The organism is Mesorhizobium sp. M0522, from assembly GCF_040321085.1.
Taxonomy (GTDB): domain Bacteria; phylum Pseudomonadota; class Alphaproteobacteria; order Rhizobiales; family Rhizobiaceae; genus Mesorhizobium.
Genome location: NZ_JAMYQW010000026.1, coordinates 1 through 23,820, shown reverse-complemented (window position 1 = coordinate 23,820; position 23,820 = coordinate 1). Strand labels below are relative to the sequence as shown.

The window sequence follows — 23,820 nt, the reverse complement described above, 5'->3', positions numbered from 1 at the left end:
CGCGAGTTCGGTCCCGCTATTGCATATCTGGCCTCGTGAAGCCATTGTCCGGCCGCCCCGAAGGGGCATTTCCGGAATCAACGTAAGCATTTGGGGGCGTTTGCTCATGCCTGTCGCATCGGTTGCCCGGAAAACCGTGTCGCTGCCGGAGTTCGGCGAGCCGACGGTGATGCCGCTGGTGCCCCGCGCCACCTATGAGGCCCGCATCGCGGCGCTGGTCGCACTTGGCGGGTTCGATGCCTTCGTCGTCTATGGCGACCGCGAACATGCGGCCAATGTCGCCTACCTCTGCGGCTACGATCCCCGCTTCGAGGAGACGCTGCTCATCATCGTTCCCGGCAAGCCGCCGAAACTGCTGGTCGGCAACGAGGGCTGGGGCTATGCCGAGATCTGCGACGGGCCTTACGAGCGCGTGCTCTACCAGACGTTCTCGCTGCCGGCGCAGCCGCGCGACCGCTCGCAGTCGCTTTCCGACATCCTTGCCGATTGCGGCCTGAAGGCCGGCCAGCGCATCGGCGCCATCGGCTGGAAACCGTTCGGCCCCGGCGACGCCGGCTTTGGCGAAACGACGCTCGACCTGCCGTCCTTCATCGCCGACACATTGCGCAGCCTTGCCGGCGATAGGGGCACGGTCGTCAACGCGGCGAACCTTTTGATGAACCCTGCCGACGGCCTGCGCGCCATCAACGAGGCCGACCAGCTGGCGGCGTTCGAATTCGCCGCGACCTATTCCTCGCAAGGCCTGCGCAATGTCCTGCAAGGCATCGAACCCGGCATGACCGAATTGCAGGCGGCGCGGCTGATGGGCATCAACGGCCTGCCGCAATGCTGTCACCCGATGCTGTCGGCCGGCAAGCGGGCGCCCTATGGCCTGCCAAGCCCGCGGCTCGAAATCATCAAGCGCGGCGACCCGATCACCATGGCCTATGGCATCCAGGGCTCGCTCAATGCCCGCGCCGGTTTTCTGGTCGAGGATCCGGCCGAGCTTCCGAGGGGCATCCAGGACTATGTCGAGAAGCTGGTCGCGCCCTATTTCTGCGCCGTCGTCGACTGGTACGAGACGGTCGGCATCGGCGTTCCCGGCGGCGCGTTGTGGCAAGCGGTGCACGACCGCATCGGCGATCGGTTCTTCGGCGTAGCGCTCAACCCCGGCCATCTCATCCATATCGACGAATGGATGCATTCGCCGGTATTTTCCAGCTCCGACATCAGATTGAAGTCGGGCATGGCCTTGCAGGTCGACATCATCCCGGCGACCGGCACCGATTATTTCACCACAAACATCGAGGACGGCATCGCGCTGGCCGACGAGGCGCTGCGCGAAGAGATCGCCGCGCGCTATCCCGAAGCCTGGCGCCGCATCGAGGCGCGCCGCGCCTTCATGACCGACGTGCTCGGCATAAGGCTGAAGCCGGAAGTGCTGCCGTTTTCCAACATTCCGGCGTTCCTGCCGCCGTTCTGGCTTTCGCGCAACAGTGCGATGGCAGTCGCGAGGCGCTGAGCGCATTTCGGCGCCTGCGACTTACTTCCGCCGCACTTGGCCTGTCCGGGAGGTGCGGCGGAGGTGGATGGGCCTTTGGTCAGGCCGGAGTGGAATTGCTTAAGTGCCCTTGAAGACGATTTGTATCATTCTCATTGCCGCGCTGCTCGCCGGCTGCGGCGGGCGCCAAACCGAGGAACTGCTCGGCAGCGCCATGATGGCGGTGCCGGTGACGGAAATCGCCGGCAACCACTCGATCTTCATCGCAACCACGCGCAAGCGCTCCGACGATCCCGATAAGGTCTTCGACGGCGAGCGCTCGGCGACGCTGAACTATGCCCGCGTCAACGTCACCGTCCCCGGTATCCACAAGACAGGCCAGATCGAGCGGCGCTCGCGCGGCAAGTCGGACGATCCGGCCAAATACTTCATGGCTTCCGAGGTCGTCGGATACGACACCCAGCCGAAATTCTCCAGCGCGCTCAGCGCCGACATCGCGGCGCGCGGCGGCCGTGTCATGGTCTTCGTCCACGGCTACAACACCGGCTTCGACGACGCGGTCTACCGCGTCACCCAGATCACCCATGATTCCGGCTATCCGGGCACGCCGGTGCTGTTTTCCTGGGCGTCGGGCGCCAAGACCACCGACTATGTCTACGACAAGGAAAGCGCCAGCGTTGCCCGCGACCAGCTGGAAGTGACGCTGAGAATGCTGGCGCAGACCGGCGCGCGGCGCATCGACATCGTTGCCCATTCGCTGGGAACCTGGGTCACCATGGAGGCGCTGCGCCAGCTCGCCATCACCGGCGACCGCGATCTCGGCGGCAAGCTCGGCGACGTCGTGCTGGCCTCGCCCGACATCGACGTCGACGTGTTCAAGAGCCAGATGCGCCGCTACGGCAAGCCGAACAAGCCGTTCATCCTGCTGCTCTCCGACGACGACCGGGCGCTGCGGCTCTCCGGCCTGATAGCCGGCGCGCGGCCGCGCGTTGGCGACTACAAGGACGCCGCCGACCTCGCCAGCTATGGCGTGTCGGTCGTCGATCTCTCCAGCGTCAAGGGAGCCGACCGCTTCAACCACACCAAATTCGCCGATAATCCGGAATTGGTGCAGTTGATCGGCCAGAAGCTGCGCGAGGATGACGGGTTTGCCAGCGACCGCGAAGTGACAGACCGCATCGCCTCGGTCGGACAATAGCTGCATTGCGCGGCAGTGACTGTTGACCATTGCCGCACCATCGGAACAGTTTGAACTGGACCGTGCCGGGCTCTGCCTCTATCGAATAGGCCAAGACGTCTCCGGCTCGACGTCGCCTTTGCGGGAGCCCGCGTGACCGTGCCTTCGAAGATCTTTCTCGTCGTTGCGTTCGCGCTCGCGCTGGCAAGCTGCGCCGGCCAGAACACGCACGACTTGCTCAACAAGACGACAATCACCGTGCCTGCTTCCGACATTGCCGCGACGCACAAGATCTTCGTCGCCACAACCCGGCAAAAGGCAATGAAAGCGCCCCGGCAGGTGTTCGATGGCGACCGTTCGCCGACCACCAGCTTTGCCAGCGTCGAGGTGACGGTGCCCAAAATTCACCAGCTCGGCGCCATCGAGCGGGTCAAGGGATCGGCCAACAGCAATCCGGCGAAGGATTTCACGGCGACCGGCGTCACCTTCTACGAAGGCGCGCCGCAATTCGCCAAGGCGGTCGGCGCCGATATCGCGATGCGCGGCGACCGCGCGCTGGTTTTCGTGCACGGCTTCAACAACGGCTTCGACGACGGTATCTACCGGCTGACGCAGATCGCGCACGACACGAAATACCCGGGCACGCCGGTGCTGTTTTCGTGGGCGTCGAGCGGCAAGACGACCGGCTACATCTACGACAAGGAAAGCGCCAATGCGGCGCGCGACGATCTCGAAGCGACGCTGCGCATGCTCGCCAAGAGCCGCGCCAAGAGCATCGACATCATTGCCCATTCGATGGGGACCTGGGTGACGATGGAAGCGTTGCGCCAGCTTGCCATCACCGGCGACCGCGACCTCGGCGGCAAGCTCGGCTATGTTATCCTGGCTTCGCCCGATATCGACGTCGACGTGTTCAAAAAGCAGATGATCCGCTACGGCAAGCCCGACAAGCCGTTCGCCGTGCTGCTTTCGGGCGACGACCGGGCGCTCAGACTGTCGACCCTGATCTCCGGCGACAAGCCACGCGTCGGCGACTATGGCGACGCGGCCGACCTCGCCAGCTATGGCGTCTCGGTGGTCGACCTGACCAAAACCAAGGGCGGCGACCGGCTGAACCACGCCAAATTCGCCGACAACCCGTTCCTGGTGCAGCTGCTCGGCGACCGCTTGCGCGCCCCGGCCGGCCTCGCCTCCGAAGAGACCGCGCCGGCCCAGCTCGACAATCTCGGCCAGGGCCTCGGCAAGGCCGTCGGTTCGGTCGCCGAAATCGTCATCACCACGCCGTTCAAAGTGCTGACCATCGCCACGGGCGGGTGAGCCGACCTCTACTGCCAAACGCGCCGGTGATTGGCAGCTGTCAACAAAAACGCTCTGCAGCGATCCTTCGCGCGCCCCCCTCTGTCCTGCCGGACATCTCCCCCTCTAGTGGGGAGATTGGCCGCCACTTTCGGCTTTCGCCAATCTCCAACTCTGACGAACAACGCGCTGTCGACGAAACTGCCAATCTCCCCCCTTGAGGGGGAGATGTCCGGCAGGACAGAGGGGGGCGCTGTCCCTCCAGGGTTCAGTGCTTCTTCAAACGAACAGATCGACCTTCTGGAATGTCGTCACGTCGATAAGGCCGACGTCGGAAATTCGGAGCTCGGGGATGACGACCAGCGCCAGCAGCGAGTGCTGCATGTAGGCGTTGTTGAGCGAGCAGCCCATCTGGCGCATGGCGTCGCTGAGTTGGTCCGCCTTGGCGGCGACGATTTCCGCCCGCTCGTTGGACATCAGCCCGGCGATCGGCATTTCGACCAGCGCCAGTTCCTTGCCCCTGGAGAACAGCACAACACCGCCGCCGACCTCGCCCAGCCGGTTCACGGCCAGGGCCATGTCCTGCTTGTTGGTGCCGACGACGATGATGTGGTGGGCATCGTGGGCCACGCTGGAGGCCATGGCGCAGTCGCCGATGTAGCCGAAGCCGGAGACGAAGGCGTTGGTGACGCCGCCGGTGCCCTTGTGGCGTTCGACCAGCGCGATCTGGCAGACGTCGTTGCGACGGTCCATGGCGACCAGCCCGTCCTCAACCCCAAGATCGGCCTCCAGCGCCCGCGTCGGCGCCTGGTTTTCGATGACGCCGATGACACGCACCCGCACCTCGTTGGCGCCCATGGGTGCGGCGATGTCGAAGTCGCCGGCCTTGAGCTTCCTGCCGAGCTTGACGGTGTTCTTCGCCGTCTTCGGATAGTCGTAGGCCGGAATGTCGATTTCGAGCTTGCCGCCCTTGGCCAGCCTGACGCCGCGGCCATAGACCTCGTCGATGGTCATTTCGGCCAGGTCGGAGACGATCAGCAGATCGGCGAGCCGTCCCGGCGCGATCGAGCCGATCTCGCGCTCCAGCCGGAAATGCTGGGCGGTGTTGAGCGTCGCCATCTGGATCGCCGTCACCGGCGTCAGCCCTTGGCTGATGGCGTGGCGCACGACCCGGTCCATATGGCCTTCGTGCACCAGCGTACCGGAGTGGCTGTCGTCGGTGCACAGGATGAAGTTGCGCGGGTCGAGCCCGCTCTCCGTCACCGCCTTGATCTGCGAGGCCACGTCATACCAGGCCGAGCCCAGCCGCAGCATCGCCTTCATGCCCTGGCGGACGCGGGCGATGGCGTCCTCGGCGCGCGTGCCTTCGTGATCGTCCTCGGGGCCGCCGGCGACGTACCCGTGGAACGGCAGGCCGAGATCGCGCGAGGCATAATGCCCGCCGACCGTCTTGCCGGCCCTCACCGTCGCCGCGATCTCGCCCGACATCACCGGATCGTTGGCGGCGACGCCCGGAAAATTCATCACCTCGCCGAGCCCGATGATGTTTTCCCAGGTCATCGCTTCGGCAACGTCGGCGACGGTCAGCTCGGCGCCGGCATGCTCCAGCCCCGGTGCCGAAGGCACGCAGGACGGCATCTGCACGAGTACGTTGACCGGCATGGCGACGGCCTCGTCATGCATCAGCCGCACGCCCGGCAGGCCGAGCACGTTGGCGATCTCATGCGGATCGATGAACATCGAGGTGGTGCCATGCGGAATCACCGCGCGGCAGAATTCCGTCACCGTCACCATGCCGCTCTCGACATGCATATGCGCGTCGCAAAGCCCCGGCACCAGATAGCGGCCGCCTGCATCGACCACCTTCGTGCCTTGGCCGATGGCATGGCCGGCGTTCGGCCCGCAATAGGCAAAGCGGCCGCCGGCAATGGCGATGTCGGTGCCGGCGATGATCTCGCCCGAATGGACGTTGACCCAGCGCCCGTTGCGGATGACGAGATCGGCGGGTTTGCGGCCCATGGCGACATCGACCAGATGCGTCGCCATCTCGGCCCAGGGTTTTGGTTTCGTCGCATTGGCGGTCTTCGGCATCAACAGGCTCCTCTTTGCCCGACTGTGCCAAGCCGCGAGGATTTTGACCAGCGAGGAAGTAAGCGCGGACGGCGAAGTTGCAGATCTCCCCCTCAAGGGGAGATGTCGCCGAAGGCGACAGAGGGGGTCGGGACGTCCTGACGCGAACCTTTACCGCGAACAAAACAGGCTGGCGCTCGACGCGCGACGACCCCCTCTGGCCTGCCGGCCATCTCCCCCTCAAGGAGGGAGATCGATGCGCCATGGCCTTCGCTAATCGCCAAGGGCATTTTGTGCCGGCCGCAGCAACTTTGTTCTTGCTTTGTGCCGGCAGCTATGCTACTAATTTGGGTATGGTGCCAATTGGCTCCAACGACCCGCCTCCCGAGGCGGGTTTTTCTGTTATGGCGCCATTCACGGCAAAATGGCCCAAGCGGAATACGATTCCGTTGCGGCCAATTAGCTTTCGTCTCGTTAGAGGGTCCTTCTGAATCGACGGTCGCGGAGTTCGACGCACTCCATCGTTCGAGCCTTCGGCCGGTTCACTCAATTCGATCCCGAACTGTCACTTTTTGCTTGGATCGTCCGCCGGGTTGACGTAGGTGATCTTGAATGGCCCCTCGCCATGAACCTGGATAATCGTTTCGCTTGTCGTCCAGGCGAAGTGATTCATTCCGGCCGGCGCGACGCCGAAGCCGCCAGCAGTCAGTTCGACACCTTTCGCCTCGTCGAGCTTATCGCCCATTCCAATATGGAAGTTGCCGGAAAGCACCGTTACGTATTCCGTGGTGGGATGATTATGTGCGGCAATTTTGTAGCCGGCGGGTGTCTTCAACCGCAGCACATAGGCGCCGTCCTTTGAGGGATCTCCAGCGACAACAGCCATTTCCGCGCCAGCGGGAATGACAGCTGGAGCAGGACCCCATTTGATGTCTTTGGCGTTCATCGGCATCTCATCGGCAAACAGAGGCGCCGTCCCAACAAGCAGCAGTGCCAGGGCAGAGGCAAGCTTGAGCATGACAATCTCCCAGTGTCTGTAGAGGACGGCGTCGAGTATCGGAGCGCCGATCCACTTGCCACTTCGAGCCTACCAGGGCAGAGCGCCCGAACGCATCCTGCGAACGGGGGACGCGCATTCGCGGTAGCCGCGGAAGCTGCCGCTAAAAACATTTCCCAGGTGAAACGATTTCGTTTGCATCACTGTAGGTGATCGGCCTCGCTAGCTTCCGGTGCCAGATTTGTCGACGGCAGAAGACGGCTTGACGGCCTTTGGCTGGCGGCTGAAAAGGACTGGCCTGCGGACGTGGCGGAATTGGTAGACGCAAGGGACTTAAAATCCCTCGATCTCTGATCGTACGGGTTCGAGTCCCGTCGTCCGCACCAGATTGGTCTCGTTTGATATCCTTCGTAACTGGAGACTAGGGCGCTCGACCCGGTTCTGGCCCCCTCACCTCCCGATCGGGTTCAGCTTCAGGTGCTGGATGAGGATGATGGTCTTGGCGTCGATGATCCGACCGTCGTGGATGCCGGCCAGTGCCTCGTCTAGCGGCATCTCCAAAACTTCGATGTCCTCGCCTTCGTCGTGGGCGCCGCCGCCGTCGGAAATGCGGTCGGCGGGCGAGTAGCGGGCGACGAAGAACCAGAGCCGCTCAGTGACGCTGCCGGGGCTCATATAGGGCGAAAACAGCCGCTGCACGTCCTTCAGCCGATAGCCGAGTTCCTCCTCGGCCTCCTTGCGGATGCAGGTTTCGGGATCGTCTTCGTCGAGCAGGCCGGCGCAGGCCTCGATCAGCGGCTCCTTGTGGCCGGTGACGTAGGCCGGGTAGCGGAACTGCCGCACCAGAAGCACCGTCGAGCGGTCGGGATCGAAAGGCAGGATCACCGCGCCGTCACCGCGATCGTAGGTCTGGCGGGTGTGCGTTTCCCATTTGCCGTCGCGCCGGCGGTAGTCGAAGACGGTCTTTTTCAGAACCGCCCATTCGTCAGAAAGGACTTCCTCGGAGCGGATGCGAATGCGATCTTCCATGGTGGACTCCCTGCTGCCGCGGCAAGGCGTAGCCGCGAACGGCGGTTCGTGCAATCGGGCCACCAATTGGTCCAGAGCACCGGTTCACCGTCTCGTGTCTGGCGCTGGCACAATCGGCTGCATAAATAGCGGCAACCCTTTCCGGAGTTTTTTATGACCTCATCGCTTTTCCAGCCGATCACCCTCGACGGCCTGACCTTCCCCAATCGCATCGCGGTCGCGCCGATGTGCCAGTATTCGGCCGAGGACGGCTCGGCCAGCGATTGGCATCTCTATCACTGGATGAACCTGGCGATGTCGGGCGCCGGCATGGTCACCGTCGAGATGACCGATGTCGAACGGCGCGGCCGCATCTCGCATGGCTGTCTCGGCCTCTATTCCGAGGACAACGAGGCGGCCGCGCGACGCACGCTGGATGCAGCCAAGCGTGTCGCGGCACCGGGCACGAAATTCGGCACGCAGCTTGCCCATGCCGGCCGCAAGGCCTCGAATCGGAAACCCTGGGAGGGCGGCGGCCCGCTGCATGCCGATCAGGATCCGTGGCCGATCGTGTCGGCCTCGGCGATCGCCTACGACACCGGCTGGCAGGTGCCGCGGGCGCTGGAGGACGACGAGATCCTGCAAATCATCGAACGCTTCGCAGAAGCGGCAAGGCGGGCCGAGCGCGCCGGCTTCGACTTCATCGAATTGCATGCCGCGCATGGCTATCTGATCTTCCAGTTCCTGTCGCCGCTCTCCAACCGGCGCACCGACCGCTGGGGCGGCTCGCTGGAAAACCGCATGCGTTTCGCCGTCGAGATCGCCAAGGCGGTGAAGAAGGCGGTGCCCAGGCTGATGCTGGGCGCGCGCCTGTCGATCAAGGAATGGGTCGATGGCGGCTTCGAGATCGAGGATGCGATCGAAGTGGCAAAAGCGCTGAAGGAAGCCGGCGTCGCCTATCTCTGCTGCTCGAGCGGCGGCAATTCACCGTTGCAGAAGCTGCCCTCCGGGCCCGGCTACCAGGTGCATCTGGCCGAAGCGGTGCGCAAGGCCGTCGGCATCCCGACGCGGGCCGTCGGCCTGATCGACGATCCGAAGCAGGCCGAGGCGATCGTCGCCGACGGCCGCGCCGACATGGTGGCGCTGGCGCGCGCCTTTCTTGCCGATCCGCGCTGGGGCTGGCGCGCCGCGGCCACCTTCGGCGAAAAAATCCACCCGGCGCCGCAGCTTGCCCGCTCGGTGACGACGATGCAGCACTGGATGAAGGCGGCGAACTGACGGCGGGTTCGTCTCGCTGGACGGGGCATCACAGCTTCGCTTTGATCCTCTGCCGGTGTAGAGTGGCCGGGGCCGCGGCTGGGCGCGGCGGGTTGGGGGAGCAGAGACATGCCGTTCAGGGGGAATTCCATTGCGGCTGCCGCCGCGGTTTTGGCCGGGCTGTCGTTCGCCGCATCGACGCCGGCCGGGGCGCAATATTGGGAAGGTACGGTGCACGGTCTTTCCAGGCACTACAATCTGGCGACGGGAAGCGGCTTTCTCGCCGTTCGGGCCCGGCCGAACTCGTCGTCGCGCATGATAGGGCAATTGTTCAACGGCGACCAAACCGAGATCTTCGACCGTCGCGGGAACTGGTACAAGGTCGATTTCGGCGGCCGCACCGGCTGGGCGAATGCACGCTGGCTGCGCAACGACTGCGGCTATTGAGCTATATTCGACTGAGCTAACATAGTACTTGCAACCAAATCGGCCGCTCCGCGTTGGCGGCGATGATGGACAGCAAGCCATTTGAAAAGCCGGTCGTGGTCGAACTCGGCCATGTCGGCAAATATCGGCAGATCCGCAGCGCCCAGGAGGCGGCGGAGTGCCTGATGACGGTCTGGCCACTCAATCGCGGGCCGCGTCATCGTGATGCCCTCGACACTTGCCTAAAAGTGCTGGAAGGTTATCGTTCGACGGCGGATGCGCGCCGGGCACTGATCGAAGCCGCCAGGGAATCGGACGTGCTGGTCACAGACGACAGGCTGCCAGACGACACACTGGCCGACGATAGGCTGCATTGAGGCAACGGGCTTTCAACCGGAGGGTTTCATGGCGAAACTGACCTACAAGATCGTCGAGCATGACGGAGGCTGGGCCTACAAGGTCGGCTCGACATTCTCCGAAACGTTCCCCACCCATCAGGACGCGTTGCGCGCCGCCGAGATCGCTTCCGCCGAACAGCAGGTCGCCGGCAACACCGACGGCATCCAGTACGAGGACGCCGACGGCAAATGGCATGACGAGCTAGCCGACGGCCGCGACCGGCCGCAGACCGAGGTTTCGGATTAGGGTGTGTCGATATCCCAGTGATGCCGGCGTGCTTTACAGGTCGGTTTGGTAGCGCTACCGTCTCACATCGCGCGTGACCGGGGAGGAGCCTGGGCGCTGTCGCGGGCCAGGCAAGAAAGCGGTTTCCTTCGAAGTCGTTGCAGGAATCAATCGGGAGGAGATCGATGGCGTCTGTCGCAATCGGCGATGTCTACAAATCATTTGGGACCGTCGAGGTCCTGCACGGGGTCAGCGTCGATATAAACGACGGCGAGTTCGTCACGCTGGTCGGTCCTTCGGGTTGCGGAAAGTCGACCCTTCTCAGGATGATCGCCGGCCTGGAAAAGATCTCGCGCGGCCAGATCGCGATCGGCAAACGTGTCGTCAATAACGTTGCGCCAAAGGAGCGCGACGTCGCCATGGTCTTCCAGAACTATGCGCTCTACCCGCATATGACGGTCGCCGAGAACATGGCGTTCTCGCTGATGCTCAAGGGCGTTCCCAAGACGGAGAGCGATGCCGGCGTGCGGCGCGCGGCCGAAATCCTGGGACTGGTGCCGCTGCTCGACCGCTATCCGCGCCAGCTTTCCGGCGGGCAGCGCCAGCGCGTTGCCATGGGCCGGGCGATCGTGCGCGATCCGCAGGTTTTCCTGTTCGACGAGCCGCTATCCAATCTCGATGCCAAGCTCCGGGTGCAGATGCGCGCCGAGATCAAGGAACTGCACCAGCGCCTGAAGACGACGACGGTCTACGTCACCCACGACCAGATCGAGGCGATGACCATGGCCGACAAGATCGTCGTCATGCATGACGGCATCGTCGAGCAGATCGGGCCGCCGCTCGAGCTGTACGACCGGCCGAACAATATTTTTGTCGCTAGCTTCATCGGCTCGCCCGCCATGAACATGCTCAGGGGCGAGATCGTAAGCGACGGCTCGCCGTCATTTCGCGGCGCCGGAGGGATTTCGGTCCCGTTGGCGTCTGCACTTTCCATCGGCAATGGTGAGCCGGTCGTGCTGGGGATACGGCCCGAGCATTTACGGCTGTCCGACCATCAGGGCATCCCGGTCACCGTCGTGGTGGTCGAGCCGACAGGGTCCGAAGTGCAGCTCATCGGCCGCACCGCCGGCGGCGAGGAGATCGTCGCAAACTTCCGGGAACGCCATTCCTTCACGCCGGGCGAAACCATCCGGCTTACGGCCGAGCCTGGCCTCATCCATCTCTTTCACGGCAAAACCGGACAGCGGTTCGAAACACCCATCGGGCAGTAGGACGGCAAGGACAATAAGCAGGAGGAAGCGAGCATGAAATTCACCAGACGTGACGTGATCCGCACCACCGCCGGCGTTGCGGCGGGAGCCTTGGGAAGCCGGCTCATCGGCTCTCCCGCCTTTGCCCAGGAGGGGTTGAAATACAAGCCCGAGGACGGCGCCAAGCTCAGGCTGTTGCGCTGGTCGCCTTTCGTGCAGGGCGACGAGGATCAATGGCTGGCCAACACCAAGCGCTTTACCGAAGCGACCGGTGTCGAGGTCCGCGTCGACAAGGAAAGCTGGGAGGACATCCGCCCCAAGGCGGCGGTCGCCGCCAATGTCGGCTCCGGCCCGGACCTGATGTTCGTCTGGTTCGACGACCCGCACCAATATCCCGACAAGCTGCACGACGTGACGGAACTGGGCGAATATCTCGGCTCGAAATATGGCGGCTGGCACGATGGACCGCACCAATATGCGACACGGCAAGGCAAATTCCTCGGCCTGCCGCTGGCGACCATCGGCAATGCCATCGTCTATCGCGAAAGCTGGGTGAAGGAGGCCGGCTTCTCCGAATTTCCGAAGGACACGGCGGGCCTGCTCGAGCTTTGCAAGGCATTGCAGGCAAAGGGGCACCCGGCCGGCTTCACGCATGGCCACGGCGTCGGCGACGGCAACAACTACGCTCACTGGCTGCTATGGAGCCATGGCGGTCAGATGGTCGACGAGAGCGGCAAGGTGACGATCAACAGCCCCGAGACGCTCAAGGCGATCGAATACGCGCAGCAACTCTACAAGACCTTCATTCCCGGCACCGAAAGCTGGCTCGACGTCAACAACAACCGCGCCTTCCTGGCCGGGCAATTGAGCGTCATCGCCAACGGCATTTCCGCCTACAACACCGCCAAGATCAACAAGGACAAGGATCCGAAGCTCACTGAGATAGCCAAGGACATCCGCACCACCAACCTGCCGATCGGCCCGGTCGGAAAATCCGTCGAGCTGTTCCAGGTGACCACGGCCGTGATCTTCGACTACACGCCCTACCCCAACGCCGCCAAGGCCTACCTGCAGTTCATGTTCGAGGATCCGCAAATGTCGCAGTGGATCACGTCGTCGGCAGGCTATTGCTGCCAGACGCTCAAAGCCTTCGACAACAACCCGGTGTGGACGGCCGATCCGAACAACGCCGCCTACGCCAAGGCCTCGGCGACGCTGCGGCCCAACGGCTATGCCGGCCCGCTTGGCTATGCCTCGGCGGCGACCATGGCCGACTATGTGCTGGTCGACATGTTCGCCAAGGCGGTGACAGGCCAGGCGACGCCGCAAGAAGCGATGGAAGAAGCCGAGAAGCGCGCAAACCGCTACTATCGCGTTTGAGCCGGGTTCACCCGGGCAGCCATGCTGCCCGGCTTCGAATCGCGCATGGCCGCCCGGCCGTTCAATGAGACCTTAGAGGAGCCGACCATGGCCGTGACCTCCGCTGCCGCTCAGCCACGCCGGTCGGCGCTGTCGCGCATTCTGACGTTCGTGTCCGAAAGTCATAACGCGCTTGGCTTCGGCTTCATGCTGCCCGCGGCGGCACTGCTGCTGGTCTTCCTGACCTATCCGCTCGGGCTCGGCGTCTGGCTCGGCTTCACCGATGCCCGCATCGGCCGCCCCGGCATCTTCATCGGCTTCGAGAACTATGAATATCTGTGGGATGACGCCGTCTTCTGGCTCTCCGTCTTCAACACCTTGCTCTACACGATCAGCGCCTCGGTCCTGAAGTTTGTGCTCGGCCTGTGGCTGGCGCTTATCCTCAACCAGAACCTGCCGTTCAAGTCGTTCTTCCGCGCGATCGTCCTGCTGCCCTGGGTGGTGCCGACGGTGCTGTCGGCGATCGCCTTCTGGTGGATCTACGATTCGCAATTCTCGATCCTGTCCTGGGCGCTTATGGAAATGGGCCTGATCGACCATCGCATCAACTTCCTCGGCGATCCCGAGAATGCGCGGGCTTCGGTCATCGCCGCCAATGTCTGGCGCGGCATTCCTTTCGTGGCGATCACGCTGCTTGCCGGCCTGCAGACGATTCCGCAGTCGCTCTACGAGGCCGCCACGCTCGACGGCGCCAGCCGCTGGCAATTGTTCCGCTATGTGACGCTGCCGCTGCTGACGCCGATCATCGCCATCACCATGACGTTTTCGGTGCTGTTCACCTTCACCGACTTCCAGCTGATCTATGTGCTGACGCGCGGCGGGCCGGTGAACGCCACGCACCTGATGGCGACGCTGTCGTTCCAGCGCGGCATTTCCGGAGGCCAGCTTGGCGAAGGCGCCGCGATCGCGGTCGCCATGATCCCGTTCCTGCTGGCGGCGATCCTGTTCAGCTACTTTGGCCTGCAGCGCCGCAAATGGCAGCAGGGCGGCGGAGATTGACATGACCGCGATCGAAACGAGCAAACGCCCCGAACTCGACGAAGGCGGCATGGGCTACCTGCAGAGTTTGCCGCGCCGCGTGGTGACGGTCTACCTGCCGTTGCTGATCTTCGTCATCGTGCTGTTGTTTCCGTTCTACTGGATGACGATCACGGCGGTTAAGCCCAACCTCGAGATGACCGACTACGCCAATTTCAATCCGTTCTGGGTGGTGCATCCGACGCTCGAGCATATCCGTTACCTGCTCTTCGAGACGTCTTATCCGGGCTGGCTGCTCAACACGATCATCATCTCGACCGCCGCCACGTTCCTGTCGCTGCTGGCTGCGGTGTTCGCTGCCTACGCGATCGAACGCTTGAGGTTCTCCGGGGCGCGGCAGGTCGGCCTCGCGGTGTTCCTCGCCTATCTCGTGCCGCCCTCGATCCTGTTCATTCCGCTATCTGTGATGGTGTTCAACCTTGGACTTTACGACACGCCGTTCGCGCTCATCCTCACCTATCCGACCTTCCTGATCCCGTTCTGCACATGGCTGCTGATGGGTTATTTCCGCTCGATCCCGTTCGAGCTGGAAGAATGCGCGCTGATCGACGGGGCGAGCCGTTGGCAGATCCTCACCAAGATCGTGCTGCCGCTATCGGTGCCGGGCCTGATTTCCGCCGGCATCTTCGCATTCACGCTGTCATGGAACGAGTTCATCTACGCCTTGACCTTCATCCAGTCGTCCGAAAACAAGACTGTGCCGGTCGGCGTGCTCACCGAGCTGGTGCGCTCGGACGTCTACGAATGGGGGGCGCTGATGGCGGGAGCGCTGATCGGCTCGCTGCCGGTCGTGGTGCTCTATTCGTTCTTTGTCGAGCACTATGTTTCCTCGATGACCGGAGCCGTGAAGGAATAGCCAGCATCATGATTGGGTTCGGAGGTATTCCCGGCGGCCGGGAATGCCTAGGGTAGGCACCCTGCCGGCCGAGGCTACGGCCGGTTACTTGCCGCAGTATTGATCGTTGACATTCGTGTTGGCGTTGGCGTCGGAGACAGGCTTGCACACCTTTGCGTGAGGAATGCGCGAGGTTGCGGAAGGGTGTCAGCTGCCGGTGTCGGACTTCGGCGCAAATGCGCGGTCGGCAATGCGTTCGATGAAAGCGACGACCCGTTCCGGCTCGACGAATTGCGGCATGTGACCAAGCCCCTCGACCGGCTCGAAATGCAGCCCCCTGATCTTTTCCATCACCGGCCAGCCTTGAATATCGATGCCCAGCACGAGATCGGAAGCACCAAACAGAATGCCGGCCGGCATGGTGATCTCGCGATAGCGTTGCTCGATGCGGCCAAGGTCGTGCTCAATGGCCACGACATCGGTCGACGTTGCATAGAAATGGCTTGGCCTGAGCCCGCACCAGCCGCCGCCCTCGACCATATAGTCGGCCGGCGCCGTCTGCGGCGCGAAAATGAAGGCAAGCGTCGCTTCGGCATATTTGAGAGCCGCCGGGATCGCCACCGTATGAGCCATGATCCGGCGCCGCAGCGGCGACTTAATGTACAGCGGGCCGAACTTCTCGCGCGCGTCCGGCTCCAGATGGGTCAGCGGTGCCAGCAAGGCGATGCCGGAAATCGCCTCTGGATGCTCGATAGCCAGCGTCAGCGCGATGGCGCCACCCAGCGAATGACCGACGACCAGAGGCTTTTCCAGCCCAAGCGCGTCGATAAAATGCCGCACGATCTCGGCCTGCTCGGGCAGCCGTCCGCTGGCGCCCCTGGCCCGCACCGAATAGCCGGAGCCCGGACGGTCGAGCGCGATCAGCCGATAGTTCGGGCCGAACCGTCCGAACAGCGTGTGGCCGAATTGATGAAGCTGCGCGCCGAGGCCGTGCAGGAAGACGATCGGCCGCCCCTCGCCCGTCTCGACATAATGGATGCGGTTGCCGTCGATCTCGATGAATTTGCCACTGGCCGGCACCAGCCTTTCGGCCTTCGCCGCGATCCGCAGCGTCGCCAGCATCGGATAGGCTGCCATGACGAGCGCCAGCAGAAACAGCGCGCCGGGTAGCCATAGCAGAATCGATGCCGGCATGTCTTGCTCAGGGCTCCAAACCGGCACGCAGCATCACCCGCCGACGGGTGCACTGCAAGGGAGGTGGCACAGGTAGATCCGTCATTTGGCGGCATTGCCGCCGGCCGTTTGCCGCGCTATCTCAGGCGACCCGTTTGCCGGAGCCAGTCATGACCGAAATCGTCACCGCCGCCATGCTCGTCATCGGCGACGAGATTCTGTCCGGCCGCACCAAGGACAAGAACATCGGCCACCTCGCCGACATCATGACGGCGATCGGCATCGACCTGAAGGAAGTGCGCATCGTTGCGGACGAGGAAGACGAGATCGTCGCTGCGGTGAATGCGCTGCGCACCCGCTATACTTATGTCTTCACCACCGGCGGCATCGGCCCAACGCATGACGACATCACCGCCGATTCGGTTGCCAAGGCCTTTGGCGTGCCATGCGAATACGACGCCAAGGCCTACGCCCTGCTGGAGGCAAGCTACGCCGCCCGCGGCATCGAATACACCGAAGCACGCAAGCGCATGGCGCGGATGCCGCGCGGGGCAGACCACATCGATAATCCAGTGTCGGTTGCGCCGGGCTTTCGCATTGGCAACGTCCATGTCATGGCCGGCGTGCCGGCGATTTTCCAGGCGATGCTCGACAATGTCGTGCCGACATTGCGGGCCGGCACCAAAATGCTGTCAGCAACCGTGGAATGCCCGTTCGGCGAAGGCCTGATCGGCGGGCCGCTGGGCGACATCCAGAAGGCGCATCCGGACACGATCATCGGCTCCTACCCGAAATATGGCGACGGCAAGTTCTGGACGGAACTGGTGGTGCGCGCCCGCAGCCAGCAGGCACTGGACTCCGCACGCGCCGACGTAGAGGCTATGGTGGCGGGCTTGATCAAGGCAAGCCGAGTGGGCTGATCGGCCGGCCTGACGGAACCAGCATCGCGCAGTGACGTTTGTCACGAGTGGGATCGCCGTAAGAAGTGAGGGACTGCCATGCGCTTCAAGACCATCGTCGCCATATTGCAGAATGAACAGGATGCCGAGCGCGTCCTCGACTGCGCGATCCCGCTGGCCAGCCGATTCCAGAGCCATCTGATCGGCATCCATGCCGAGGCGCTGCCGGTGCCCTACACCTCTGCCACCGGCTTTCCGGACACCGAGTTCCTGCAGGTTTCCGCCGATATGAACCGGGAGCGCGCCGAGAAGTTGCAGGCCGCCTTTCACAAGCGCATCGAGAATTCCGGCCTGTCGTTCGAGTGGCGCAGTCTCGAGAGTTTTTCCGGCGACAGTGCGCTGACCGGCATCTCGACCGTTCGCACCGCGGACCTGATCATCGCCGCGCAGCGCGAATCGGGCAGCGACCCGAGCGCCGACGTCGACACCCTGGTCTACGATGCCGGCCGGCCGGTGCTGGTGGTGCCGCATTCGGGTCCGCTGGTCACCAGCTTCAAGCATGTGCTGCTCGCCTGGAACGGCAGCAAGGAAGCCGCGCGCGCGGCCTTCGATGCCCTGCCCTTCATCATCGAGGCCGAAAAGACGGACATCGTCGTCATCGACCCGCCCGATACGCTCGACGAGGCGCCGGAAACAGCCGGCGCCGAGATCGCCGCCTCGCTGTCCAGGCATGGCGCGACCGTCAGCGTCTCGGTGCTGAGGTCCGGCGGCGCTTCCGTTGACGACATCATCCAGACCAGGGTCGCCGAGTCGGGTGCGGACCTGCTCGTGCTCGGCGCCTACAGCCATTCCTGGCTGCGCCAGCTGCTGTTCGGCGGGGTGACGCGAACGGTGCTGCGCACCGCCCCGGTGGCGGCTTTCCTGTCGCGGTAGGTTCACAGGGATAGCTGGCAGGACAATAGCTTTGCCGCGCCCTTGCCAAAGCCAAGCCTTTCCAGTTAATTCCGCGCGCATTCCATAGGTGTCTGCGCGCGATGCGCGCTTTACGGAGTGCGCGAAAGATGTCCCTGCCCGAAAAAGCCTTCCCGGTCTCCTGGGACCAGTTCCACCGCGATGCGCGCGCGCTCGCCTGGCGGCTTGCCGGCGCCAACAAGGGGCAATGGAAGGCGATCGTCTGCATCACGCGCGGCGGCCTGGTTCCGGCCGCCATCATTTCGCGCGAGCTTGGCATCCGCATCATCGAGACGGTCTGCGTCGCCTCCTACCACGATTATACCAGCCAGGGGCAATTGCAGGTGCTGAAGGAGGTCACGCCGGCGCTGCTCGCCGATGACGGGGCCGGCGTGCTGATCATCGACGACCTCACCGACACCGGCAAGACGGCGGGCATAGTGCGCGCGATGATGCCCAAGGCGCATTTCGCCACCGTCTATGCCAAGCCGAAAGGCAGGCCGATGGTCGACACTTTCGTTACCGAGGTCAGCCAGGACACCTGGATCTATTTTCCCTGGGACATGGGCTTCACCTACCAGAAGCCGATCGCCGATGACCACGCCGGCTGATTCGCGCAACGCCGCTTGATGCACCGAGTCCGCCCAGGGGACCTCCGCACACCGATAAAGGCGTGGCGCGACGCTGCTGCAGTCGCGCCATTAGGCTGAGATCGGCGCAGATTGACGGAATCTGGCCGATCCGTGAAACATTTTTTACTTTCATTGCTTATAATTAGCCGTAAGATTCGTGAGACGGCAAATGATTCTGGAAGCTGGGGCAAGCTTCTCCGATGTTGACGAGGCCAACGACGCACAACCATAAGGCCGAAAGGGTCCGGCGACTCTTCGGCGCGGTGCCGTCCCGCCTTCAGGTTGCAGCCCTGCCCTGGCGCGATGGCGGCGACGGCGTCGAAATCATGCTGATCACCAGCCGCGATACCGGCCGCTGGGTGCTTCCCAAGGGCTGGCCGGAAGCAAAGGAGCCGCTTTGCGAGGCGGCGGCGCGCGAAGCCGGCGAGGAGGCCGGGCTGCGCGGCACGATCTCGCATCACGAGGCCGGCCGCTATTTCTATGCCAAGCTGCTGGATTCCGGCGAGGAAGTGCCGTGCGAGGTGCTGGTCTTCCCACTGCAGGTCGACAAGGTCGCCGACCGGTGGAAGGAAAAGCGGGCACGCACCCGCAAGTGGGTCAGCGCCGCCGAGGCTGTGCGCATGGTCAACGAACCCGACCTCAGCCAGATCATCGCCCATTTCTGCGCGGATCCGCATCGGTTCTCCTGAGTCTCAGTCGCGCATAGCCTATCGCTCAGGTGCTGTGAACGTCGTTGCCGAAGCGCCTCCACCCAAAGCCGACCCTTCCTTGCGCTCCGCTTCTATCCCCGTTATCCACATGTGTGACACACAAGATGTGGGGGTCATAAAAGCTACGCAAACGAATCCTTGACGTCGCAAAACGAGTCGCCTTTTATAGGCCATGCGCTCTTGTTGAGAGTGCGACCGGAAAAGTTTCGAGGCCGGTCTTTTTCCCGGAATATGTGCGTTTTGATCCGCGTTCCCGCCTGTTTACGAGGCCGGCGAATGCGTGGGATTTTGAAGCCTTGGGGGGCGAGAGGGGAGGATTGTCGGACTTGAATAAATTGTCTGTTAATACTATATTTAGTGTTTGCAGGTAGGTTCGACGCTAGATAATGTGAAGTTCCCTCGACCGAGGGCGTTACAAAAAGTTTTCAGCTTTGAGGGACCCACAGGGTCCGTGAGCGCGTTGGACAGCGGCCTCGCAAGAGGTTCGACCGGCAGGGCGGCGGAGACTGTGATGATGAGAGCCGGCGGGTTTCGAACGCCGGCAGACGGCGGACATGCGCGTTTCGTCAAGAGGGCAGAAATCCTCTGGGAAAAGCGCTATATGTAGACAAAAGGGACCGGACCAATGCGCATCGAGCGTCGTTTCACCAAGCCAGGGCAATCAGCTTACGCGGAGATCGAATTCCGCAAGGCGCTTTCCGAGATCAAGAATCCGGATGGCTCGGTGGTGTTCCGCTTGGACAACATCGACGTGCCGGCGCAGTTCTCCCAGGTTGCCGCCGATATCCTGGCGCAGAAATATTTCCGCAAGGCGGGTGTTCCCGCACGGCTGAAGAAGGTCGAAGAGACGCAAGTCCCCTCCTTCCTGTGGCGCTCCGTCGCCGACGAGGCTGAACTGGCCAAGCTGCCGGAAGCCGAGCGCTACGGTTCCGAGATCGACGCCCGCCAGGTCTTCGACCGGCTTGCCGGTACCTGGACCTATTGGGGCTGGAAGGGCGGCTACTTCAAGTCGGAGGAAGACGCGAGCGCCTTCCGCGACGAGCTCGCCTATATGCTGGCCACCCAGCGCGTCGCGCCGAACTCGCCGCAATGGTTCAACACCGGCCTGCACTGGGCCTATGGCATCGACGGTCCGAGCCAGGGCCATTTCTATGTCGACCCGTTCACCGGCAAGCTGACCAAGTCGAAGTCTTCCTACGAGCATCCGCAGCCGCATGCCTGCTTCATCCAGGGCGTGCAGGACGACCTCGTCAACGAGGGCGGCATCATGGACCTGTGGGTGCGTGAGGCGCGGCTGTTCAAATACGGCTCCGGCACCGGCTCCAACTTCTCGTTCCTGCGCGGCGAAGGCGAAAAGCTGTCGGGCGGCGGTCGTTCGTCGGGGCTGATGAGCTTCCTCAAGATCGGCGACCGCGCCGCGGGCGCCATCAAGTCGGGGGGCACGACACGCCGCGCCGCGAAAATGGTCATCGTCGACGCCGATCATCCCGATATCGAGGAATTCATCGACTGGAAGGTCAATGAGGAGCAGAAGGTCGCCTCGCTGGTCACCGGCTCGAAGATCGTCAAGAAGCGTCTCGAAGCGATCATGAAGGCCTGCATCAACTGCGAAGGCAATGGCGACGATTGCTTCGACCCGGCGGTCAACACCGCACTGAAGCGCGAGATCAAGGCGGCCAAGAAGGACGCGGTGCCGGAGAACTACATCTACCGCGTCATCCAGTTTGCAAAGCAGGGCTACACCTCGATGTCGTTCAAGACCTACGACACCGACTGGGATTCGGACGCCTATCTCACGGTTTCCGGCCAGAATTCCAACAATTCGGTGTCGCTGAAGGACGATTTCCTGCGCGCCGTCGAGCAGGACGGCGACTGGCATCTCACCGCCCGCAAGGACGGCAAGGTGCTGAAGACGCTGAAGGCGCGCGATCTCTGGGAAAAGATCGGCTATGCCGCCTGGGCATCGGCCGATCCGGGCCTGCATTTCAACACGACGATGAACGACTGGCACACCTGCGCCTCGGCCGGTGCGATCCGGGCGTCCAACCCGTGCTCGGAATACATGTTCCTCGACGACACCGCCTGCAACCTGGCCTCGATCAACCTTCTGCCCTATCGCAACGCCGACGGCACCATCGACATCGCTGCCTACGAGCACACAGTGCGGCTGTGGACCATGGTGCTGGAAATCTCCGTCATGATGGCGCAGTTCCCGTCGAAGGAGATCGCCAAGCTTTCCTACGAGTACCGCACGCTCGGCCTCGGCTACGCCAATATCGGCGGCCTGCTGATGACCTCGGGCATTCCCTATGATTCCGACGAGGGCCGCGCCATCTGTGCCGCCCTCACCGCGATCATGACCGGCACGGCCTATGCAACTTCGGCCGAAATGGCCGCCGAGCTCGGCGCGTTCCCCGACTACGACCGCAACGCGCAGAACATGCTGCGCGTCATGCGCAACCACCGCCGCGCGGCCTATGGCGAAAGGGACGGCTACGAGAAGCTAGCCGTCAACCCGGTGCCGCTGGTCGCCTCGGATCTCAGGCAGCAGGAGCTTGCCGACCATGCCAAGGCCGCCTGGGACCGCGCCATCGAGCTCGGCGAGGAGCATGGCTACCGCAACGCACAGGCAACGGTGATCGCACCGACCGGCACGATCGGCCTGGTGATGGATTGCGACACCACCGGCATCGAGCCCGACTTCGCGCTGGTAAAATTCAAGAAGCTGGCCGGCGGCGGCTATTTCAAGATCATCAACCGCGCCGTTCCGGAAGCGCTGCGCACGCTCGGCTATTCCGAGAGCCAGATCGCCGAGATCGAGGCCTATGCCGTCGGCCACGGCAATCTCAACCAGGCGCCGGGCATCAATCCCGGCTCGCTCAAGGCAAAAGGCTTTACCGACGAAAAGATCGCAGCGCTCAATGCGGCGCTGAAGTCGGCCTTCGACATCAAGTTCGTCTTCAACCAGTGGACGCTGGGCGCCGACTGGGTGAAGGAGACGTTCGGCTTCACCGACGAGCAGCTCAATGATTTCTCGTTCGAGATGCTGCCGGCGCTGGGCTTTTCGAAGAAGGACATCGAGGCCGCCAACATCCATGTCTGCGGGGCGATGACGCTGGAAGGCGCGCCGTTCCTGAAGGCCGAACACCTGCCGGTGTTCGACTGCGCCAGCCCGTGCGGCAAGATCGGCAAGCGTTCGCTGTCGATCAACAGCCACATCATGATGATGGCGGCGGCGCAGCCCTTCATCTCCGGCGCCATCTCCAAGACCATCAACATGCCGAACGACGCGACGGTGGAAGACGCCAAGGGCGCCTACATGCTGTCGTGGAAGCTGGCGCTGAAGGCCAACGCGCTCTATCGCGACGGCTCGAAGCTGTCGCAGCCGCTCAACGCCTCGTTGCTTGCCGACGTCGAAGACGACGAGGACGAAGCCATCGAGCAGCTGATCGCGGCGCCGGCCGCACAGCGCGCCGTGCAGGTGACCGAGAAGATCGTCGAGCGCGTCGTCGAGCGTCTCTACCGCGACCGCGAGAAACTGCCGAACCGCCGCAAGGGCTATACCCAGAAGGCGGTCGTCGGCGGCCACAAGGTCTATCTGCGCACTGGCGAGTTTGATGACGGCCGTATCGGCGAGATCTTCATCGACATGCACAAGGAAGGTGCGGCCTTCCGGGCGATGATGAACAACTTCGCTATCGCCATCTCGCTCGGCCTGCAATATGGCGTGCCGCTCGACGAATATGTCGAGGCCTTCACCTTCACCAAGTTCGAGCCGGCCGGCATGGTGCAGGGCAACGACGCCATCAAGAACGCCACGTCGATCCTCGACTACGTGTTCCGCGAACTGGCTGTCTCCTATCTCGGCCGCCACGATCTCGCCCATGTCGACCAGTCGGATTTCGACAAGACGGCACTCGGACGCGGCATCAATGAAGGCAAGGCGACGCCCTTCTCCAAGGGCCTGACCCGCGGCGCCTCGCCGGTCAAGCTGGTGTCGGGCATGGGCGCCGAGCCGAAAGGCTTTGCGGGTTCCGGTTCCGGAACTCCAGCCCGTACCGCCCCGACCGCTTTCTCCGGCTCCAACGTGCTGACGCTAAAACCGGCAAGCGACGAAGCCGTCGCCTACAAGCGCGACTACGAGGAGCGCGCCAGGGAACTGGTCGAGGACATCGTCTACGCGGAAGCCTCCGACCCGACGGAGCTGTTCACCGACGAGGCCGCGAAAGAAGCAGCCGAAGCCAAAGCGCTCGCCGCCAACCGGCGCCAGCAATCGCTGATGCAGGGCTACACCGGCAACGAATGCTCGGAATGCCATAACTTCACGATGGTGCGGAACGGGACTTGCGAGAAGTGCGATACTTGCGGGGCCACGAGCGGGTGTAGCTGAGGAGCTGAGGTCGCGCCCTCCCTTCTCCCCTTTGTTTGGACCGGAGACATCGCGAACAGGTGTGCGAGGACATCGCGAACAGTTTTGCATGCTATCGCGCCAGGACATTGAGGTCGATGGTTTCTATTTTCTGATGTCTGAACCAGGCGTCGAAGACACCGTCTGTGGCGGTGGGCCTGAAGGCGACG

At 63.2% G+C, this 23,820-nt stretch carries 21 protein-coding genes and 1 tRNA gene; 17 read left to right on the top strand and 5 right to left on the bottom strand.

The window, feature by feature from the left end; all coding sequences use genetic code 11:
* Positions 1 to 106 precede the first annotated feature (106 nt).
* The 3 genes from NKI58_RS24060 to NKI58_RS24050 all read left to right on the top strand — a co-directional run bounded on the left by NKI58_RS24060 (position 107) and on the right by NKI58_RS24050 (position 3,974).
* Positions 107 to 1,501, top strand: a complete 1,395-nt coding sequence (locus tag NKI58_RS24060; RefSeq protein WP_352787339.1) for a hypothetical protein — start codon at positions 107 to 109, stop codon at positions 1,499 to 1,501.
* 103 nt (positions 1,502 to 1,604) lie between these two features.
* The gene (locus tag NKI58_RS24055; RefSeq protein ID WP_023674783.1) at positions 1,605 to 2,678 is read left to right on the top strand and encodes an alpha/beta hydrolase; all 1,074 of its coding nucleotides are present in this window, start codon (positions 1,605 to 1,607) and stop codon (positions 2,676 to 2,678) included.
* Between the two features lie 132 nt (positions 2,679 to 2,810).
* The gene (locus tag NKI58_RS24050) at positions 2,811 to 3,974 is read left to right on the top strand and encodes an alpha/beta hydrolase (protein WP_023674782.1); all 1,164 of its coding nucleotides are present in this window, start codon (positions 2,811 to 2,813) and stop codon (positions 3,972 to 3,974) included.
* Positions 3,975 to 4,232: 258 nt separating this feature from the next.
* On the opposite strand, the gene ade is transcribed toward NKI58_RS24050, so the two are convergent.
* Together ade and NKI58_RS24040 are read right to left on the bottom strand one after the other, a co-directional pair.
* Positions 4,233 to 6,044 carry an adenine deaminase gene (ade, locus tag NKI58_RS24045; RefSeq protein WP_352787334.1) on the bottom strand — a complete coding sequence of 604 codons (1,812 nt, stop codon included), beginning with the start codon at positions 6,042 to 6,044 and terminating at the stop codon, positions 4,233 to 4,235.
* Positions 6,045 to 6,588: 544 nt separating this feature from the next.
* Positions 6,589 to 7,041, bottom strand: coding sequence for a cupin domain-containing protein (locus tag NKI58_RS24040; RefSeq protein ID WP_352620635.1), 453 nt, complete (start codon positions 7,039 to 7,041; stop codon positions 6,589 to 6,591).
* A gap of 279 nt (positions 7,042 to 7,320) precedes the next feature.
* Here NKI58_RS24040 and NKI58_RS24035 point away from each other — a divergent pair.
* A tRNA-Leu gene (locus tag NKI58_RS24035) sits at positions 7,321 to 7,406 on the top strand.
* A 64-nt stretch (positions 7,407 to 7,470) separates the two neighbouring features.
* On the opposite strand, the gene NKI58_RS24030 is transcribed toward NKI58_RS24035, so the two are convergent.
* Entirely contained in the window at positions 7,471 to 8,049 is a 579-nt protein-coding gene (locus NKI58_RS24030) for an NUDIX domain-containing protein (RefSeq protein WP_023674774.1), read from the bottom strand.
* A 153-nt stretch (positions 8,050 to 8,202) separates the two neighbouring features.
* Here NKI58_RS24030 and NKI58_RS24025 point away from each other — a divergent pair, with 153 nt between their 5' ends.
* The 8 genes from NKI58_RS24025 (at position 8,203) to NKI58_RS23990 (ending at position 14,898) form a co-directional block, all read left to right on the top strand.
* Positions 8,203 to 9,306 carry an NADH:flavin oxidoreductase/NADH oxidase gene (locus tag NKI58_RS24025; RefSeq protein WP_352787329.1) on the top strand — a complete coding sequence of 368 codons (1,104 nt, stop codon included), beginning with the start codon at positions 8,203 to 8,205 and terminating at the stop codon, positions 9,304 to 9,306.
* A 108-nt stretch (positions 9,307 to 9,414) separates the two neighbouring features.
* A complete protein-coding gene (locus tag NKI58_RS24020) occupies positions 9,415 to 9,732 on the top strand; it encodes an SH3 domain-containing protein (RefSeq protein ID WP_352787326.1) in 318 nt (105 codons plus the stop codon).
* Positions 9,733 to 9,794: 62 nt separating this feature from the next.
* Positions 9,795 to 10,088 (top strand): DUF982 domain-containing protein, encoded by a 294-nt coding sequence (locus NKI58_RS24015; protein WP_352623603.1) that lies wholly within the window; start codon positions 9,795 to 9,797, stop codon positions 10,086 to 10,088.
* 28 nt (positions 10,089 to 10,116) lie between these two features.
* On the top strand, positions 10,117 to 10,356 hold the full coding sequence (locus tag NKI58_RS24010; RefSeq protein ID WP_023674770.1) for a DUF2188 domain-containing protein: 240 nt from the start codon (positions 10,117 to 10,119) through the stop codon (positions 10,354 to 10,356).
* A gap of 164 nt (positions 10,357 to 10,520) precedes the next feature.
* Complete coding sequence (locus tag NKI58_RS24005) at positions 10,521 to 11,606, top strand: ABC transporter ATP-binding protein (protein WP_352593804.1); 1,086 nt, start codon at positions 10,521 to 10,523, stop codon at positions 11,604 to 11,606.
* 33 nt (positions 11,607 to 11,639) lie between these two features.
* Positions 11,640 to 12,965 (top strand): ABC transporter substrate-binding protein, encoded by a 1,326-nt coding sequence (locus NKI58_RS24000; protein ID WP_352593803.1) that lies wholly within the window; start codon positions 11,640 to 11,642, stop codon positions 12,963 to 12,965.
* Positions 12,966 to 13,151: 186 nt separating this feature from the next.
* Complete coding sequence (locus NKI58_RS23995) at positions 13,152 to 14,003, top strand: carbohydrate ABC transporter permease (RefSeq protein WP_502897019.1); 852 nt, start codon at positions 13,152 to 13,154, stop codon at positions 14,001 to 14,003.
* Position 14,004: 1 nt separating this feature from the next.
* A complete protein-coding gene (locus tag NKI58_RS23990; RefSeq protein WP_023674766.1) occupies positions 14,005 to 14,898 on the top strand; it encodes a carbohydrate ABC transporter permease in 894 nt (297 codons plus the stop codon).
* A gap of 186 nt (positions 14,899 to 15,084) precedes the next feature.
* On the opposite strand, the gene NKI58_RS23985 is transcribed toward NKI58_RS23990, so the two are convergent.
* Positions 15,085 to 16,071 (bottom strand): alpha/beta fold hydrolase, encoded by a 987-nt coding sequence (locus NKI58_RS23985; RefSeq protein ID WP_352593802.1) that lies wholly within the window; start codon positions 16,069 to 16,071, stop codon positions 15,085 to 15,087.
* Between the two features lie 149 nt (positions 16,072 to 16,220).
* Between NKI58_RS23985 and NKI58_RS23980 the strand changes: the two genes are divergently transcribed.
* The 5 genes from NKI58_RS23980 to NKI58_RS23960 all read left to right on the top strand — a co-directional run bounded on the left by NKI58_RS23980 (position 16,221) and on the right by NKI58_RS23960 (position 23,632).
* Complete coding sequence (locus tag NKI58_RS23980; RefSeq protein WP_352570874.1) at positions 16,221 to 16,970, top strand: competence/damage-inducible protein A; 750 nt, start codon at positions 16,221 to 16,223, stop codon at positions 16,968 to 16,970.
* A gap of 78 nt (positions 16,971 to 17,048) precedes the next feature.
* A complete protein-coding gene (locus tag NKI58_RS23975; RefSeq protein WP_352458593.1) occupies positions 17,049 to 17,882 on the top strand; it encodes a universal stress protein in 834 nt (277 codons plus the stop codon).
* 128 nt (positions 17,883 to 18,010) lie between these two features.
* Positions 18,011 to 18,511, top strand: a complete 501-nt coding sequence (gene gpt / locus NKI58_RS23970; protein ID WP_023674762.1) for a xanthine phosphoribosyltransferase — start codon at positions 18,011 to 18,013, stop codon at positions 18,509 to 18,511.
* Positions 18,512 to 18,732: 221 nt separating this feature from the next.
* A complete protein-coding gene (locus tag NKI58_RS23965) occupies positions 18,733 to 19,221 on the top strand; it encodes an NUDIX hydrolase (RefSeq protein ID WP_352458592.1) in 489 nt (162 codons plus the stop codon).
* Between the two features lie 646 nt (positions 19,222 to 19,867).
* Positions 19,868 to 23,632 carry a vitamin B12-dependent ribonucleotide reductase gene (locus tag NKI58_RS23960; RefSeq protein WP_352683418.1) on the top strand — a complete coding sequence of 1,255 codons (3,765 nt, stop codon included), beginning with the start codon at positions 19,868 to 19,870 and terminating at the stop codon, positions 23,630 to 23,632.
* A 91-nt stretch (positions 23,633 to 23,723) separates the two neighbouring features.
* Here NKI58_RS23960 and NKI58_RS35605 read toward each other — a convergent pair.
* Positions 23,724 to 23,820: hypothetical protein (locus NKI58_RS35605; RefSeq protein ID WP_502897018.1), on the bottom strand; the 97-nt coding region annotated here is incomplete at its 5' end.

Excerpts from the sequence above, each read along its gene's own strand:
- gpt (WP_023674762.1), top strand. The coding sequence starts at position 18,011 with ATGTCCCTGCCCGAAAAAGCCTTCCCGGTCTCCTGGGACCAGTTCCAC.
- NKI58_RS23990 (WP_023674766.1), top strand. The coding sequence starts at position 14,005 with ATGACCGCGATCGAAACGAGCAAACGCCCCGAACTCGACGAAGGCGGC.
- NKI58_RS24030 (WP_023674774.1), bottom strand. The coding sequence starts at position 8,049 with ATGGAAGATCGCATTCGCATCCGCTCCGAGGAAGTCCTTTCTGACGAA.
- NKI58_RS24040 (WP_352620635.1), bottom strand. The coding sequence starts at position 7,041 with ATGCTCAAGCTTGCCTCTGCCCTGGCACTGCTGCTTGTTGGGACGGCG.
- NKI58_RS23985 (WP_352593802.1), bottom strand. The coding sequence starts at position 16,071 with ATGCCGGCATCGATTCTGCTATGGCTACCCGGCGCGCTGTTTCTGCTG.
- NKI58_RS24020 (WP_352787326.1), top strand. The coding sequence starts at position 9,415 with ATGCCGTTCAGGGGGAATTCCATTGCGGCTGCCGCCGCGGTTTTGGCC.
- ade (WP_352787334.1), bottom strand. The coding sequence starts at position 6,044 with ATGCCGAAGACCGCCAATGCGACGAAACCAAAACCCTGGGCCGAGATG.
- NKI58_RS23965 (WP_352458592.1), top strand. The coding sequence starts at position 18,733 with ATGTTGACGAGGCCAACGACGCACAACCATAAGGCCGAAAGGGTCCGG.
- NKI58_RS23975 (WP_352458593.1), top strand. The coding sequence starts at position 17,049 with ATGCGCTTCAAGACCATCGTCGCCATATTGCAGAATGAACAGGATGCC.
- NKI58_RS23960 (WP_352683418.1), top strand. The coding sequence starts at position 19,868 with ATGCGCATCGAGCGTCGTTTCACCAAGCCAGGGCAATCAGCTTACGCG.
- NKI58_RS24010 (WP_023674770.1), top strand. The coding sequence starts at position 10,117 with ATGGCGAAACTGACCTACAAGATCGTCGAGCATGACGGAGGCTGGGCC.
- NKI58_RS24000 (WP_352593803.1), top strand. The coding sequence starts at position 11,640 with ATGAAATTCACCAGACGTGACGTGATCCGCACCACCGCCGGCGTTGCG.
- NKI58_RS23995 (WP_502897019.1), top strand. The coding sequence starts at position 13,152 with ATGCTGCCCGCGGCGGCACTGCTGCTGGTCTTCCTGACCTATCCGCTC.
- NKI58_RS24015 (WP_352623603.1), top strand. The coding sequence starts at position 9,795 with ATGATGGACAGCAAGCCATTTGAAAAGCCGGTCGTGGTCGAACTCGGC.
- NKI58_RS23980 (WP_352570874.1), top strand. The coding sequence starts at position 16,221 with ATGACCGAAATCGTCACCGCCGCCATGCTCGTCATCGGCGACGAGATT.
- NKI58_RS24005 (WP_352593804.1), top strand. The coding sequence starts at position 10,521 with ATGGCGTCTGTCGCAATCGGCGATGTCTACAAATCATTTGGGACCGTC.
- NKI58_RS24025 (WP_352787329.1), top strand. The coding sequence starts at position 8,203 with ATGACCTCATCGCTTTTCCAGCCGATCACCCTCGACGGCCTGACCTTC.
- NKI58_RS24060 (WP_352787339.1), top strand. The coding sequence starts at position 107 with ATGCCTGTCGCATCGGTTGCCCGGAAAACCGTGTCGCTGCCGGAGTTC.